The organism is Pseudomonas sp. NPDC089401 (assembly GCF_044749485.1).
In the GTDB taxonomy this organism is placed as follows: Bacteria; Pseudomonadota; Gammaproteobacteria; order Pseudomonadales; family Pseudomonadaceae; genus Aquipseudomonas.
Window position 1 is genome coordinate 143,259 of record NZ_JBIVIA010000003.1, and the last position, 14,695, is coordinate 157,953.

At 63.6% G+C, this 14,695-nt stretch carries 13 protein-coding genes; 6 read left to right on the forward strand and 7 right to left on the reverse strand.

What is annotated here, in order from left to right; translation table 11 throughout:
* Positions 1 to 2 precede the first annotated feature (2 nt).
* Genes ACIP21_RS08130 through tssI form a run of 3 tightly spaced genes read right to left on the reverse strand, consistent with a single transcriptional unit; the run spans position 3 to position 3,687 of the window.
* Positions 3 to 773: a hypothetical protein gene (locus ACIP21_RS08130; RefSeq protein ID WP_400686185.1), complete on the reverse strand. Its 771-nt coding sequence runs from the start codon at positions 771 to 773 to the stop codon at positions 3 to 5.
* 17 nt (positions 774 to 790) lie between these two features.
* Positions 791 to 1,624: a DUF4123 domain-containing protein gene (locus ACIP21_RS08135; protein ID WP_400686187.1), complete on the reverse strand. Its 834-nt coding sequence runs from the start codon at positions 1,622 to 1,624 to the stop codon at positions 791 to 793.
* Positions 1,621 to 3,687: a type VI secretion system tip protein TssI/VgrG gene (tssI, locus tag ACIP21_RS08140; protein ID WP_400686188.1), complete on the reverse strand. Its 2,067-nt coding sequence runs from the start codon at positions 3,685 to 3,687 to the stop codon at positions 1,621 to 1,623. Before tssI ends, ACIP21_RS08135 begins: the two co-directional genes overlap by 4 nt.
* Before the next feature lie 257 nt (positions 3,688 to 3,944).
* Between tssI and ACIP21_RS08145 the strand changes: the two genes are divergently transcribed.
* Together ACIP21_RS08145 and ACIP21_RS08150 are read left to right on the forward strand one after the other, a co-directional pair.
* Positions 3,945 to 4,625 carry a response regulator transcription factor gene (locus tag ACIP21_RS08145; protein ID WP_400686191.1) on the forward strand — a complete coding sequence of 227 codons (681 nt, stop codon included), beginning with the start codon at positions 3,945 to 3,947 and terminating at the stop codon, positions 4,623 to 4,625.
* Positions 4,603 to 5,994, forward strand: a complete 1,392-nt coding sequence (locus tag ACIP21_RS08150; RefSeq protein ID WP_400686194.1) for a sensor histidine kinase — start codon at positions 4,603 to 4,605, stop codon at positions 5,992 to 5,994. The genes ACIP21_RS08145 and ACIP21_RS08150 overlap by 23 nt, the downstream gene beginning before the upstream one ends.
* A 137-nt stretch (positions 5,995 to 6,131) precedes the next feature.
* Here ACIP21_RS08150 and cysS read toward each other — a convergent pair whose 3' ends face one another.
* Positions 6,132 to 7,514, reverse strand: a complete 1,383-nt coding sequence (cysS, locus tag ACIP21_RS08155) for a cysteine--tRNA ligase (protein ID WP_400686196.1) — start codon at positions 7,512 to 7,514, stop codon at positions 6,132 to 6,134.
* Between the two features lie 9 nt (positions 7,515 to 7,523).
* Positions 7,524 to 9,227: a glutamine--tRNA ligase/YqeY domain fusion protein gene (locus ACIP21_RS08160; protein WP_400686199.1), complete on the reverse strand. Its 1,704-nt coding sequence runs from the start codon at positions 9,225 to 9,227 to the stop codon at positions 7,524 to 7,526.
* Between the two features lie 248 nt (positions 9,228 to 9,475).
* On the opposite strand from ACIP21_RS08160, the gene ACIP21_RS08165 reads away from it, so the two are divergent.
* Both ACIP21_RS08165 and lpxH read left to right on the forward strand, forming a co-directional pair.
* Complete coding sequence (locus ACIP21_RS08165) at positions 9,476 to 9,979, forward strand: peptidylprolyl isomerase (RefSeq protein ID WP_400686200.1); 504 nt, start codon at positions 9,476 to 9,478, stop codon at positions 9,977 to 9,979.
* Positions 9,976 to 10,698 carry a UDP-2,3-diacylglucosamine diphosphatase gene (gene lpxH / locus ACIP21_RS08170; RefSeq protein WP_400686202.1) on the forward strand — a complete coding sequence of 241 codons (723 nt, stop codon included), beginning with the start codon at positions 9,976 to 9,978 and terminating at the stop codon, positions 10,696 to 10,698. Before ACIP21_RS08165 ends, lpxH begins: the two co-directional genes overlap by 4 nt.
* A gap of 123 nt (positions 10,699 to 10,821) precedes the next feature.
* On the opposite strand, the gene ACIP21_RS08175 is transcribed toward lpxH, so the two are convergent.
* Positions 10,822 to 13,134, reverse strand: a complete 2,313-nt coding sequence (locus ACIP21_RS08175; RefSeq protein ID WP_400686204.1) for an acylase — start codon at positions 13,132 to 13,134, stop codon at positions 10,822 to 10,824.
* A gap of 200 nt (positions 13,135 to 13,334) precedes the next feature.
* Here ACIP21_RS08175 and ACIP21_RS08180 point away from each other — a divergent pair, with 200 nt between their 5' ends.
* On the forward strand, positions 13,335 to 13,709 hold the full coding sequence (locus ACIP21_RS08180) for a fe2+ zn2+ uptake regulation protein (RefSeq protein ID WP_400686207.1): 375 nt from the start codon (positions 13,335 to 13,337) through the stop codon (positions 13,707 to 13,709).
* A 38-nt stretch (positions 13,710 to 13,747) separates the two neighbouring features.
* Here the strand turns inward: ACIP21_RS08180 and ACIP21_RS08185 are convergent, their stop codons facing one another.
* Positions 13,748 to 13,936, reverse strand: coding sequence for a hypothetical protein (locus tag ACIP21_RS08185; RefSeq protein ID WP_400686209.1), 189 nt, complete (start codon positions 13,934 to 13,936; stop codon positions 13,748 to 13,750).
* A 370-nt stretch (positions 13,937 to 14,306) separates the two neighbouring features.
* On the opposite strand from ACIP21_RS08185, the gene ACIP21_RS08190 reads away from it, so the two are divergent.
* Positions 14,307 to 14,687, forward strand: coding sequence for a Mor transcription activator family protein (locus tag ACIP21_RS08190; protein WP_400686212.1), 381 nt, complete (start codon positions 14,307 to 14,309; stop codon positions 14,685 to 14,687).
* Positions 14,688 to 14,695 lie beyond the last annotated feature (8 nt).

The window sequence follows — 14,695 nt, forward strand, 5'->3', positions numbered from 1 at the left end:
AATCACTCCTCACAGCCAGGATAAATCGAGCAACGCCTACCACCGGGAATTTCAAAATCGATAAAATCGGAGTAGTTTCCGTCACAAAAACCACCGGTATCTTCAGCCCCCTTTCCCGCACAACGCTTCCAGCCGTTTGGAAACTCAACCCAGGTATTTCTCATAGACGGCGTGTGTCTCCGATCTACCCGGATATTCATCCGAACAATTTTTCCAGGCAATTGATCGACTGTGTACGCAGCAAAGGGGTGCCCTAGCCCCTTTTCACCGCGCTCATTATCCTTCTTGCACGACATCGACCTCATTAGCACTCGATCAGTCCCAAATGTTCGGAACATCCACTGGCACACTCCATAAAAAACATCCCCCCCAGATTCGTCAAACTCTCGATGATATTTCTTATCAAGAACCTCATATATCCCAACATTTGCTGGATCCCCCGTAATTTCGTGAATCGTACTTCCATACTTAGCACGTATCTTCAACTCCAAATGTCGGACCACCATCGAACACCCATTGGCCACCTTGCGAATTTCGATCTTCGTTACAGGGTTGTAGTTTTTTCGCCAATCTTTATTGATCGACACCCCGCGAAATCCCGCATCACACTGCGAATCAAACTCTTGCCTGTACCAGGCAACTCCGTGATAAGAGAAATTCTCCGGCAATTCACCCACCAACGTGAACGTGTTGCTGGCCTCCTCCCTACACCCGGCCAATAGCGCCAACAGCCCAACCCCCAAAAACAACTTCATCTTCCTTTCGACGCTCATGCTTCCTGTTCTCCCCTTCATTGGTCCACCGTCCGATACCGCAACCGCTCCAGATGACTCTGCGGACTTTCTCCCACTTGCGGCCCCCATGCCCCAGGCAACTCGAAGCCTGGCATGCGCAAGCTCTGCACCAACAAGAACTCCCGTTGTTCCGGCGTCTCCCACCCCCACTCACGCGCCAACGCCAGTTGCTTGCGCAACCAGTCAGGGCCAGTGGGAAGTTCGAATACCTTCAAGTAAACAGCGAAGTGCCGGGCCAGAAGGAAACGGTGGGCGTTGGCCAACAGCACCTCTTGCGCAGTTGCTTCGCTGTCAGGTCTTGCCTGCAACCAAAGCGGCTCGGTTGGCAATGGATACATGCCAGGGGCGGGATTATCCTGTTGCGCCCAACGTGTCCCCTGCCAATAGCAGACGCTGATGGCCGGCCCCAGAAACGCCGGCAGCGCGTTTACCGGCAGAGCGTGCAACGTCGCCGCCAGCACCCGGTCGTCATGGCAGCGATAAAGCACCTGACGCGGCCGTTGCCCGATCAGCAAGCGCGCCCGCCAGTGCGCGGTCCATTCGGGCAACCCGCCAGCTGGCAAGCTCGCCAGCCACCCCCAATGCCGCTGCGGCGCGTCCAGCAGCGTCTGAACGATCTTCACCTCGGCCTCGCCGACCATGAAGCAACACGGCCCCAGCTCCGTCAGATGCGCCACCTCAGTCTGGGCATACAACGCACTCCAGCGCTCACCCGGCAGGCAGGCCAGCAGCGCCGCGCGTTCGTCGAAGCCGGCATCCAGCATCAAGGCAATCGACCGGCCGGCGGCACGCTGCTGCGCCATCCAGGCCCAAGGCGTCATGGCATTCATTGCGCACCTCCCAACACGTCAGCGCCGTGACGGCAGGCCTCGCAAACCGGGCAATAGGCAGCACCCAAGCGTCGGCTCTGCTGCATCAGCGCCGCCTGTGCCGGGGCCATGCTCACCGGCAATGCCAGTGGCTTCGGTAGCCCTTCGCCCTGCCCGGGCTGCAAGGGGCTGGCGACAACACTGGCCGCAGGCAGGCCGCCTACCTGAATGGGGCTGCTGGCGAAGATCCCGGCGCCATTGATAAGCAGGTGCTGGCCCGCCACCTTCAGCGTGATACTGGCGCCACCCTCCACCACCACCTCACGCGCCGCCGACAGCTGCACTTGTTGCCCGGCATGCTGGGCCAGCACCGTGCCGACCCGGACCTGGCAACCCTGCTCGACGGTCAGATGATCGCTGGCACGCAACAGCACCTTGCGGTCGCCACTGACGGTGCGCAGTTCCTCCGCTTCCAGGGTGATCTGGCTGTCGCCCCTGATCAGCACCTGCTGCCGGTTACCGACCTCCAGCCGGCTGTCATGCGCGACCCGCTGCTCGAAATCGCGCTGGGCGCGCAGGTACAGCAACTCGTGGCCAGCGCGGTCTTCCATGGCCAGTTCGTTATAGCCACCGCCGCCACCAAGGCTGCGGCTGCGCAAAACCGTGCGGGACTTGTAGTCAGGCAGCGGATACGGCGGGGTATGCAGGCTGTCAGGCAGGCAACCACTGACCACCGGCTGGTCCGGGTCGTCGTCGAGAAAACTCACCAGCACGGCCATGCCGACCCGCGGCAAGGTCACCGCGCCATGGCGGTCGCCTGCCCAGCTGGACGCCACCCGCAGCCAGCAACTGCTGTGCGCATTGCCCTGCCCTTCGCGGTCCCAGTGGAACTGCACCTTGATGCGCCCCAGCCCGTCGCAATACACCTCTTCGCCCTCGGGGCCGGTGACCCGCGCGGCCTGGCAACCGGGCATGCGCGGGCGTGGATGGACAATGCCCGGCCGGAAGTGGGCGTCCCAAGGCGTGGCAGTGAAATGATTGGCGTAACGCGGCGCCTCATGACTGTGCGAGTCGGCACACTCTTCCAGCACCTGTGGCTGGCTACCCTCGTGACGTATGGACGTCAGCAGCCACAAGTCGTTGCAATCGGCCCGGGGATGCCCCGTCAGGCGCAACAAGTGCCCGCTGACCAGCGCAGGCGCGTCACTGTCGCCCTTCGCCTGGCGATGGTCGATGCGGCAGCGCTCCAGGGTACGCTTGCTCAATGCACTCCCACGGCGTTGCGCCAAGGTCTGGCGCAGGCCGCCCGGGTAGTCGTAATGCTCCAGTGCCGGTGCCGCTTCCCCGCTCTGATCACAGCTGGCATAGGCCAGCTGCGCCGCGGCCTTGCGAAAGTCATGGTCGCGCAGCTCGACCCGACTGACCGTGGTCTGCAGCGCGATGCCGAACGCCTGGACCACCGGGCCATCGGCCTGCAGGCCGGCTGGAGGCATGAACGGGACCGCATTGGCCAGCCGTGGAAAATGCGATTGGTGATCGGCAAAAACCAGCAGGTGCCCTTGGGGCGAATGAACGAAGTGGTAATGCAGGCCTTCTTCCTGGCACAAGCGCTCGATGAACGCCAGGTCGCTCTCCGCGTACTGCACGCAGTACTCGCGCGCCTCGAAGGGCTCGGCAAGCTGGAACCGGTAGGCGTCGGCGAGGATGCCGTGCTCTTCGAGCAACCGGGCGATCACCTGGGCAACGGTGCGTTGCTGGAAGATGCGATGGTTGCGGCGCAGTGCCAGGCGCGCCAGCTGTGGCGCGAGGTGCACGTGATAATGGCTCAGGCGAGTGCCGCTGGCCCCCTGGCGCACCCCTGACACCACCCCGTGCACACCATTGCCTTGGTCGTCGAAGGCAAGGTAGGCCGGCTGGTTGAGCAGTGCTTCCAGTGCCAGCTCGGCTTGCTCGCTGACCAGTTCGATGTCGAAGCCGTAGACGCAACTGATTTCTTCGCGGCCGCTGAAAGACAGCACCTGCAAGTCGTTGGGCGTGGTACCGACAATAAAGCGGACGGGTTCTGAACCGTAGGGTTTGAACATCCGGTGTCCTTTGATGAGGTTGATCTGGTACTTGTCAATCGACAAAGCCGGAAACCTATCAAGAACATCCGCGCATATATGTAGGACCGTTCGCCGTCAAATGTAGGATCGGTCTAAACCCGCCCAATGGCAGCCGCACCACAATTTGCGGCCGGCGTAGATCATCTCAAACGCCAGCACAGATGAATTTTTCTTAAATTCCGTGCAGTCTATTCTTTGGCACAATCAAGTCTCTCTTTAGACGCCCAGGAACGAGCATGCCACGCGTACTGACCATCGAAGACGACGCCGTCACCGGCCAGGAAATCGTCGCCGAACTCTCCAGCCACGGCCTGGATGTGGATTGGGCCGATAACGGCCGCGAGGGCCTGGCCAGAGCCATCGCCGGCGGTTACGACCTGATCACCCTCGACCGCATGCTGCCCGAGGTCGATGGCCTGACGATCGTCACCACCCTGCGCAACCTGAAGATCACCACGCCGATCCTGATGATCAGCGCCCTGTCCGACGTCGACGAGCGGGTACGCGGCCTGCGCGCCGGCGGTGACGACTACCTGACCAAACCGTTCGCCTCCGACGAGATGGCCGCGCGGGTCGAAGTGCTGCTGCGACGCAACAGCGTGCCCATGACCCAGACCCGCCTGCAGGTCGCCGACCTGCAACTGGACCTGATCAGCCACGAGGCCCGCCGCGGCGAGCAGACCCTCAACCTGCTACCCACCGAGTACAAGCTGCTGGAATACCTGATGCGCCACAGCGGCCAGGTGATCACCCGGATGATGATCTTCGAGGAAGTCTGGGGCTACCACTTCGACCCGGGCACCAACCTGATCGACGTGCACATCGGCCGCCTGCGCAAGAAGATCGACTCCCCCGGCCAGTCGCCACTGATCAGGACGGTACGGGGCTCGGGCTATGCCATCGCTGAACCCGTCTAAGGGCTGGAGTTCTTCCACCAGCCGCCTGCTGGCGCTGTACAGCTTCCTGTTCGTGGCCTGGAGCAGCATCCTCATGGGCGTGCTGTATTTCGAGGTGTCCAGCTACCTGAACAAACTCACCCGTCATTCCATGCTGCAGCGCCAGCACCTGTTCGCGCACATGAGCGGCAAGCAGCTGGATGACGCCCTGCTCGCCAGCCAGGCGTTCGAGGAGCGCGCCTTCGACGCCTACGGCCTGTTCGACGCCCAGCTCAACCCAGTGGGCGGGCGCATCCGCGCGATCCCGGCGGAGCTGGGCCTGGATGGCAAGGTCCACGAACTCAAGCGCTGCCTGGATGCCGACGACCCGCACATGCCGCGTGACAGCTGTGACGCCGTGGCGATCAAGGTGCAGGACGGCCGCTGGCTGGTGCTGTTCCGCGACAATGGCTCGCTGTTCGTGGTCACCCGGATCATCCTCCACGCGCTGCTGTGGGGCATCTCGCTGACCCTGATCCCGGGCTTTGCCGGCTGGTACTGGCTGCGCCGCCGGCCGCTCAAGCGCATCCGTGCGATCCAGGCCCAGGCCGAGCTGATCGTCGCGGGCGACCTCACCCACCGCCTGCCGCTGTCGGCGCGGCGCGATGAACTGGACATGCTGGCGGACATCGTCAACGCCATGCTCGACCGCATCGAGCGGCTGATGCACGAGGTCAAGGGCGTGTGCGACAACATCGCCCACGACCTGCGCACGCCGCTGACGCGCCTGCGCGCGCAGCTTTACCGCATCCGCCAGCACAGCGACACCGACTCGCCCCAGGCCGAAGCGCTGGACCAGGCGATCGGCGAGACCGATACGCTGATGGCACGCTTCCGTGGCCTGCTGCGCATCAGCGAGCTGGAAGACCGCCAGCGTCGGGCCGGCTTCGTCCAGCTCGAGCCGCACGACCTGCTGGTGGAACTGCACGACTTCTACCTGCCGCTGGCCGAAGATGTCGGCATCCGCCTGAACCTGGAGCAACCGACACAGCTAGCGGCGCTGCATGGCGACCGTGAGCTGCTGTTCGAGGCGTTGGCCAACCTGGTGGGCAATGCCATCAAGTTCACGCCAGAGGATGGCCGAGTGGCCATTACGGCGACGCAGGATGAGACCGGGGTGCACATCGCCATCGAGGACAGCGGGCCGGGAATTCCCGAAGAAGAGCGCGCCGCGGTGCTCAAGCGCTTCTATCGCAGCGATGAAGGGCACCGCCACTCCGGGTTCGGACTAGGGTTGTCGATCGTCGCGGCGATCGTCGACCTGCACGGGTTCGGGCTGGAGATTGGCGAGAGCGAGCTGGGTGGGGCGAAGCTGGTGCTGCACTGCCCGCTTGCCGGGCTTGCCAAGTAAAAGCTGGGGCCGCTTTGCGGCCCATTCGCGGCACAAGGCCGCTCCTACAGGGACCGCGCAAGCTTCAGATGCTGCGCGATACCTGTAGGAGCGGCCTTGTGTCGCGAATGGGCTGCGAAGCAGTCCCATGACGCCGATCAGTCAGCCAGACGCCAGGTGGTCGCGCCCTTGCTGTCTTCCAGCACCACGCCCATGGCCGTGATCTGATCACGAATCCGGTCGGACTCGGCCCAGTTCTTGTCCGCACGTGCCTGCAGACGCGCCTGGATCAATGCCTCGACCTCGGCCGCATCGACCTTGCCTTCGGCGCCGGCACGCAGGAAATCGTCGGCTTCCAGCTGCAGCACCCCCAGCACATCCCCCAGCTCGCGCAGGCGACCGGCCAGGCCGGCGGCGGCATCGACATCGCTGTCGCGCAGGCGGTTGATCTCGCGCACCAGGTCGAACAGCACGGCGCAGGCTTCTGGCGTACCGAAGTCGTCGTTCATCGCCACGCTGAAGCGCTCGACGAACGCCTCGCCGCCCTTGGCTGCCACGCGCGGCAGGCCACGCAGGGCGTGGTAGAAGCGCTCCAGGGCACCCTTGGCATCGCGCAGGCTGTCTTCGGAGTAGTTGATGGCGCTGCGGTAGTGGCTGGCCACCAGCAGGTAGCGCACCACCTCCGGGTGGTACTTGTCGAGCACGTCGCGAATGGTGAAGAAGTTGTTCAAGGACTTGGACATCTTCTCGCCATTGATGCGGATCATGCCGCAGTGCATCCAGGCGTTGGCGTACTGCTTGCCGGTGGCCGCCTCGCTCTGGGCGATCTCGTTCTCGTGGTGCGGGAACTCCAGGTCGCTGCCGCCACCGTGGATGTCGAAGCTCTCGCCCAGGCAGCAGGTGGACATCACCGAGCACTCGATGTGCCAGCCCGGACGGCCCGGGCCCCACGGCGAATCCCAGTAGGGCTCGCCCGGCTTGACGCCCTTCCACAGGACGAAATCGAGCGGGTCCTGCTTGGCTTCGTCGACCTCGATGCGGGCACCGATGCGCAGGTCTTCGATCTTCTTGCGCGACAGCTTGCCGTAGCCGACGAACTTGCCGACCCGGTAGTACACGTCACCGTTGCCCGGCGCGTAGGCGTAGCCCTTGTCGATCAGGGTCTGGATCATCGCGTGCATGCCGGCGATGTGGTCGGTGGCACGGGGTTCCAGGTCTGGCTTGAGGATGTTCAGACGGCGCTCGTCTTCGTGCATCGCCTCGATCATGCGCGCGGTCAGGGCGTCGAACGCCTCGCCGTTCTCGTTGGCGCGGTTGATGATCTTGTCGTCGATGTCGGTGATGTTGCGCACGTAGGTCAGGTCGTAGCCGCTTTTACGCAGCCAGCGGGTGACCAGGTCGAACGCCACCATGCTGCGGCCATGGCCAAGGTGGCAGTAGTCGTACACGGTCATGCCGCACACGTACATGCGCACCTTGTTGCCATCGAGTGGCTTGAAGGTTTCCTTGGTCTTGCTCAGCGTGTTGTAGATGGTAAGCACGGCGGTTCCTCAGCTGCCCCAGGAGTCACGCAGGGTGACGGTGCGGTTGAACACCGGGCGGCCCGGCTGGCTGTCCTTGAGGTCGGCGCAGAAGTAGCCTTCGCGCTCGAACTGGAAGCGGTCTTCCGGCTGCGCCTGGCCCAGCGATGGCTCGGCGCGGCAGCCGCTGAGCACCTGCAGCGAGTCCGGGTTGATGTTGTCGAGGAAGCTGCCGCCGTCCTCGGTCTTCTCCGGGTTGGCGGAGCGGAACAGGCGGTCGTACAGGCGCACTTCGCACTCGACGCTGCCTTCGGCCGGCACCCAGTGGATCACGCCCTTGACCTTGCGGCCTTCCGGGTTCTTGCCGAGGGTGTCCGGGTCGTACGAGCAGCGCAGTTCGACGATGTTGCCGTCGGCATCCTTGATCGCCTCGTCGGCGCGGATCACGTAGCTGCCGCGCAGGCGCACCTCACCGGCTGGCTCCAGGCGCTTGTAGCCCTTTGGCGGCACTTCCATGAAGTCGTCGCGGTCGATGTACAGCTCGCGGGCGAACGGCAGCACGCGCACGCCCATGTCTTCCTTCGGGTGGCGCGGCAGTTCGAGCTGCTCGACCTGGCCTTCGGGGTAGTTGGTGATGACCACCTTCAGCGGGCGCAGCACGCACATGGCGCGTGGCGCGGTGCGGTCGAGGTCGTCACGGATGCTGAATTCGAGCATCGACATGTCGACCACGCCGTCGGAACGGTTGGTACCGATCATGTCGCAGAAGTTGCGGATCGACGCCGGGGTGTAGCCGCGACGACGGAAGCCGGACAGGGTCGACATGCGCGGATCGTCCCAGGCGCTGACGTGCTGCTCGTCGACCAGCTGCTTGAGCTTGCGCTTGGAGGTGATCGTGTAGTTCAGGTTCAGGCGGCTGAACTCGTACTGGCGCGGGTGCGCCGGCACCGGCAGGTTGTCTAGGAACCAGTCGTACAGCGGACGGTGGCCTTCGAACTCGAGGGTGCAGATCGAGTGGGTGATGCCTTCGATGGCATCCGACTGCCCGTGGGTGAAGTCGTAGTTCGGGTAGATGCACCACTTGTCACCGGTCTGGTGGTGGTGGGCATGGCGGATGCGGTACAGGATCGGGTCGCGCAGGTTCATGTTCGGCGAAGCCATGTCGATCTTGGCCCGCAGCACGCGCTCACCGTCCTGGAACTCGCCGGCCTTCATGCGCGCGAACAGGTCGAGGTTGTCTTCGACGCTGCGCTCGCGGAACGGGCTGTTCTTGCCAGGCTGGGTCAGGCTGCCGCGGTATTCCTTGGCTTGATCAGGGGTCAGGTCGCAGACATAGGCCTTGCCACGCTTGATCAGCTCAACGGCCCAGTCGTGCAACTGGTCGAAGTAGTTGGAGGCATAGCGCACTTCGCCGGCCCACTCGAAGCCCAGCCACTTGACGTCGCTCTGGATGGCGTCGATGTATTCCTGGTCTTCCTTGGCCGGGTTGGTGTCGTCGAAGCGCAGGTGGCAGACGCCGCCGAACTCCTTGGCCAGGCCGAAGTTGACGCAGATCGACTTGGCGTGGCCGATGTGCAGGTAGCCGTTGGGCTCCGGCGGGAAGCGGGTGACGATGCTGCTGTGCTTGCCGGCGTCCAGGTCGGCCTGGATGATCGGCCGCAGGAAGTTCGCAGGGACGGCGGGGGCGCCTTTGGCAGCGGCGTTGGGCGCGTTGTCGGCAGTGGGCTTGCTCATAGGATCCTTGAATGCACGTGTCCGGCCTGGGTAGGCCGATTGAATCAAAGGGCCTATCATAGCCGAAGCAGTCAAGCTGCTGACAGCCGGGCCCGGACAAACAGGCGTGATTTATCACGGCTTTTTGCCGCAGCCTGGCAAAATGGCCTGTGCGCGCCATGTGTCGTGTTCGCGTGATCCTGCGTCAGGTGATAACCGGCGCCTTGCGCACCCTAATTCCCGATTGCCTTGAAAAAGCGAGTTTCAGCATGTCCAAAGTCAAATTGACCACCAACCACGGCGATATCGTCATTGAACTGAACGCTGAAAAAGCCCCGATCACCGTGGCCAACTTCATCGAGTACGTCAATGCCGGCCACTACAGCAACACCGTGTTCCACCGTGTGATCAAGGGCTTCATGATCCAGGGCGGCGGCTTCGAGCCTGGCATGAAAGAAAAGAAAGACAAGCGCCCTAGCATCCAGAACGAAGCCGACAACGGCCTGGCGAACGACAAATACACCATCGCCATGGCGCGCACCATGGAGCCGCACTCCGCCTCGGCGCAGTTCTTCATCAACGCCTCGAACAACGACTTCCTCAACCACAGCGGCAAGAACGTCCAGGGCTGGGGCTATGCGGTATTCGGCAAGGTCACCGAAGGCACTGACATCGTCGACAAGATCGAAGGCGTCTCCACCGGCTCCAAGGCCGGCCACCAGGACGTGCCGAAAGAAGACGTGATCATCGAGAAAGCCGAGATCATTGAGTGATACTGCTGATCTCCGATCTGCACCTGCAAGAAGAACGCCCGGATATCACCCGGGCGTTTCTTGATCTGCTCGATGGCCGTGCTCGCCATGCCAAGGCGCTGTACATCCTTGGCGACTTCTTCGAGGCGTGGATCGGCGACGATGCCATGACCCCGTTCCAGCAGTCGATCTGCCAGGCCCTGCGCCAGCTGAGCGACAGCGGCACGGCGATCTACCTGATGCACGGCAACCGCGACTTCCTGATCGGCCAGGACTTCTGCAAGGCCGCCGGCTGCACGCTGCTGGCCGACCCGAGCGTGATCGACCTGGGTGGCGAGGCGGTATTGCTGATGCATGGCGATACCCTGTGCACCCGCGACGTCGGCTACATGAAGATGCGCCGCTACCTGCGCAACCCGCTGACCCTGTGGATCCTCCGGCACCTGCCGCTGGCCACCCGGCACAAGCTGGCGCGCAAGCTGCGCAGCGAAAGCCGCACGCAAGTCCGCATGAAGGCCACCGAGATCGTCGATGTCACGCCGGAGGAGGTCCCCAAGGTGATGGCAGCACATGGCGTGCGCACCCTGGTGCATGGCCATACCCATCGGCCGGCGATCCACAAGTTGATGGTCGAGGGTGAACCGGCACGGCGTATCGTGCTGGGCGACTGGGACCGGCGAGGCTGGACCTTGCAGGTCGACGGCCAGGGTTTTGCCCTGGAGCCGTTCGAGTTTTCCTGACAGATCACCTTGGATTCTTCGCGGGTAAACCCGCTCCCACAGGGGCTGCAGCACCAAGGCCAAGGTGATGCGGTCGCTGTGGGAGCGGGTTTACCCGCGAAGAGGCCCTGACAGGCTAGCGCATCACGGCTGGCTGGCCACCGCCCCCTTGTCCCGCTCGCTGATCACATACTGCTTGTACTGCGGATCCGCCTCGATCTGCGCCTCGGTGAACGGAATCGGCGCCAACTGCTTGGCCGAGAATGCCTTGGTCTGGTCGCTGAAGTGCGCCGAACCGGCCTCGCTGGACTGGGAGAACGCCAACAGCCCACGCGCCTGCGGGCCCTTGTCGGTGAAACTCACCAGTTGCAGGTAGCTGGTCCCGCTGACCACCAGGCGCTTGCCCGGCCCGTGCGGGATGCTGAAGATCGCGTTGTATACCCCCAATCCCTGAGGGCCGCCCGGCACCGGGGTGCCATCGATGGCCTGCTGGATCTGCCCCCACTGGCTGCCCTCCTCCACGCCGGCCTTGGCCACCTGCTGCAACGAGGCCAGGGCCGCCTCGCGCACCAGCTTGCGTACAGCCGCCTGCTCGACAGCCAGCCCACGCGGGGTGTGCTGCGGGTCGTTCGGATCGAAGGCCACGCGCCAGCCCTCGGGGTGCTCGGCCAGCGCCCTGACGATGTTGTCGAAATGCACCAGGCCGATACCGCTGTTCAGGTCGGCCTTGCCGTTCCAGGCTGCGAGGCTGGCGCACACGGCCTGCAGGTCCGCCTCGGCACCCTTGCACCACTGCAGCAGGTCGGGCAGGAGCAGGTCGGCCAGGTAGACATCGTCATCGAGCACCATCTTCTGCAGATCCTCGACACCCAGCCTGGCGTTGCCCTGCAGGCGCTCCAGCGCATAGCGCCCACGCATGCCCAGTGGCTGGTCGTTGCGGCTGACCAAAGGCGAGAAGCCTGTCAGCGGCTGGGCCGGGTTGGCCATCCACGCCGGGTCGTTGGAGTTCTGCACGAAGTCCTTGCGCTCCAGGCTCGGCAGCAGATGCGCCGGGAAGATGCCAGGCTGAGCAGCCTGTGGGTCGACCTTCCACTGGCAGGCACTGCGCGAGCCATCCAGCACCACCAGCGGGCCTTGCGCCGCCGGGTTGCTGCACTGGCTGAGCAGTTGCTGGTCGACGTAGGGCACGACCGACTGGTTCAGGTACAACGCCTGGCCTGCGGCATCCACCGCCAAAGTGTTGACCCACGGGATCCCTTGCAGCTGTTCGACCGAACCTTTCAGCGCGGCCAGGCTGTCGGCACGGTTGATGCGATACCACTGCTGCAGCACGCGGGTGTTGTCCAGGTTGGCGTCACGCAGGCTGAACGCGGCCTGGGTGTTCCAGTCCAGGCGCCCAGGCCAGACCACCACCGGGCCGTAGCCGGAGCTGTAGACCTGACGTTCGACCTGGCTGAGGGTGCCGTCGTCGGCCTTGACCGTGACACTCACGGTCTGCCGCTCCAGCGGCAGGGACTTGCCGTCCTGCAGGTAGCGGGTCGGGTCCTTCGGGTCCAGCTGCAGGCGGTACAGGGTGAAGTGCTTGGACGTGTCCACCGTGTGGGTCCAGGCCAGGTGCTGGTTGAAGCCGATGTTCACCACGGGCAGGCCGGGCAAGGCGGCGCCCATCACGTCGAGCTGGCCAGGAATGGTCAGTTGCATCTGGTAGAAGCGCATGCCGCCCATCCATGGGAAGTGCGGGTTGGCCAACAGCAGGCCGCGACCATTGGCTGATCGCGCGGCACCCACGGCCACGGCATTGCTGCCGCGCTCCGAGGCAAAGCGCTGCTGTTGCGCCAGTGCCGCGCCAAAGGCCGGCAGCGCCTGCTGGCTGGTGACCTGCGGGGGCTGCGCCGCCACCAGCGCCTCGGCGAACTGCCCCAGGCCACCTTCGGCCAGCAGCCGGCGAGTGAGCTTGACCAGGTCCAGGCTGGTGATCGGCCGCAGCCATTGGCCATCGCCACACTCGGCCGGCAGCCCCTGGCCGCGGCGCTCGGCCAGGGCACGGTTGAAACCACTGGCATAACCGTCCAGCAGGTCGCGCACCGGTGCTGGCTGGGCCTGGAAGTAAGCGCTGACGGCAGCCGGGGTGTTGAGCCAGGTGAAGAACAGGTCGCTGGTCAGGTTGTCACGCTGTTCAAAGGTCTTGCCCTTGGCACCGAAGTAGCGCGAACGCTCGCCGCTGACGGTCAACACCTCATTGGCCAGCAAGCACAGATTGTCCTGGCCGTAGGCGTAGCCGATGCCATAGCCAAGGCCACGTTCGTCCTTGGCCACGATATGCGGCACGCCAAAACTGGTACGGCGGATCTGCGCGCTGGCATCGCCGTTGTTCTCCCGCGCCTGCGCGGCAAGGCTGGAGGCGACCAGCGCAGCCGCGAGGACGGCGCAGGTCTTGGGACGCGAAATGGGCAACACGGGCACTCCTCGGATTCAGGGATCATTCCCGATCAGACGAATGGCCAGATGAAAATTTTACGCGACAGGGCAAGGCGGATCGTCTTCATGGAAAGCGCAGCGAATCTTTTTCACACAAACACTGCAGATTTTCCATTCTCATTCGTCCTACTTAGTGAGGCACCCAGTTTTCGGGAAAGTCCACGAAAAGGAGCATTCACATGTACAACCCGCAACCCTCATTGCAGGCCGGCCACGCCCCGGCCAAGGTGGCCAACGGAGCGGCTGCCGGCGGGGACGAGCGTGTCGGCAACGAGCAGATCCGTGAACTGCTGCGCACCTACGGCCTGCGCACCAGCCTGATCCGCCTGAAAGTGATCGATGCCCTGCACGCCGCTGACCGCAACGGCCGCAGCATAGGTGTGCGTGGCGTGCATGCACAGCTCGAGCAACTGGACATACCGCTGTCGTTCCTCAGTGTACGCGAGGTGCTCAAGCGACTGTGCGTGGAAGGCGTGATCAGCCTGGGCAGCGACAAATGCTACAGCCTCGAGCCGCAGGCACGCGCCGTGCTCGAGCAGCCCGTGCCACGTTGAGTGCGCGGCCGGCCATGCCTTGGCCGGCCATGCACGGGTCAGGGCTTGACCTTGCGCCGCAGGATCCCGTTGATCACCACCACGATGACCGCGATGACGATGGCGAGGATCTGGAAGGTCTGCTCGCTGATGGTGCCCTGCTTGGCCAGATGGGACAGGCCGAACATGAGGCCCAGCATCACCAGGATGATCAGGACGGAGTATTTGAGGCGCTGCATGTGTGTCATCGATTGTTCCTTGCAACATCGGGGCAAATGGCTCGCAACGAGCCGTGGCCATGATACAACGCCCACCGCCTGAGGCGACGATTTTCCTGCTGGAGGGGGCCGCCACCCATTTGCATCGACAAACAGCAGCAACACGGATATTCGGGGCCTTGAGAGCATTCCCCTGTCCGTTTTCCTACATCGGACCACATAAATGCCCGCAAGACCTGCTCACTGAAACTACAAGCACCAGCCCACTTGGCGCCTAGCGACAGCCTTCCTTGCTCACTGAAAATCCAGTCATGCCAATGACCTGCGTTACTGGCATTCGCCGACCCGCTATCACGGATCTTCACAGCATCGCGCACCATTACCCGCGAGGAAGCCTCACATGGAATTGCCAGACCTCAACTCGATCGACATCAGCCAGCTGCCCCATTCGCTACAGGCCCTGATCGAATGCATCGGCATCGAAAATGCCTACCATCTGACCTGCACCTACGGTGGCAGGCCCAAGTACATTCCCAAGCATCGCGAGCGCACCAAACTTGCCGACATCCTCCCCGGCGATGCGCTTGATGCCCTGATCAAGCGCTTTGCCGGCGTGGCGCTGGAAATCCCCAAGGCGGACCATTTCCTGCGCCAACTGCGCAACCTGCAAATCCAGAAGGAGAGCGCCAACGGCCTCTCGCGAAGCCTTCTGGCCGACAAGTATGGGCTGAGCCTGCGCCAGATCGGTAACATCCGGCGCCAGGAACCCTGCGCACGCTGACGGCTGCC

Bases quoted from the DNA above. Each gene is read 5' to 3' on its own strand.
- ACIP21_RS08185 (WP_400686209.1), bottom strand. From the start codon at position 13,936: ATGACACACATGCAGCGCCTCAAATACTCCGTCCTGATCATCCTGGTG.
- ACIP21_RS08190 (WP_400686212.1), top strand. From the start codon at position 14,307: ATGGAATTGCCAGACCTCAACTCGATCGACATCAGCCAGCTGCCCCAT.
- ACIP21_RS08135 (WP_400686187.1), bottom strand. From the start codon at position 1,624: ATGAATGCCATGACGCCTTGGGCCTGGATGGCGCAGCAGCGTGCCGCC.
- ACIP21_RS08130 (WP_400686185.1), bottom strand. From the start codon at position 773: ATGAGCGTCGAAAGGAAGATGAAGTTGTTTTTGGGGGTTGGGCTGTTG.
- ACIP21_RS08150 (WP_400686194.1), top strand. From the start codon at position 4,603: ATGCCATCGCTGAACCCGTCTAAGGGCTGGAGTTCTTCCACCAGCCGC.
- ACIP21_RS08145 (WP_400686191.1), top strand. From the start codon at position 3,945: ATGCCACGCGTACTGACCATCGAAGACGACGCCGTCACCGGCCAGGAA.
- ACIP21_RS08180 (WP_400686207.1), top strand. From the start codon at position 13,335: ATGTACAACCCGCAACCCTCATTGCAGGCCGGCCACGCCCCGGCCAAG.
- ACIP21_RS08160 (WP_400686199.1), bottom strand. From the start codon at position 9,227: ATGAGCAAGCCCACTGCCGACAACGCGCCCAACGCCGCTGCCAAAGGC.
- tssI (WP_400686188.1), bottom strand. From the start codon at position 3,687: ATGTTCAAACCCTACGGTTCAGAACCCGTCCGCTTTATTGTCGGTACC.
- ACIP21_RS08165 (WP_400686200.1), top strand. From the start codon at position 9,476: ATGTCCAAAGTCAAATTGACCACCAACCACGGCGATATCGTCATTGAA.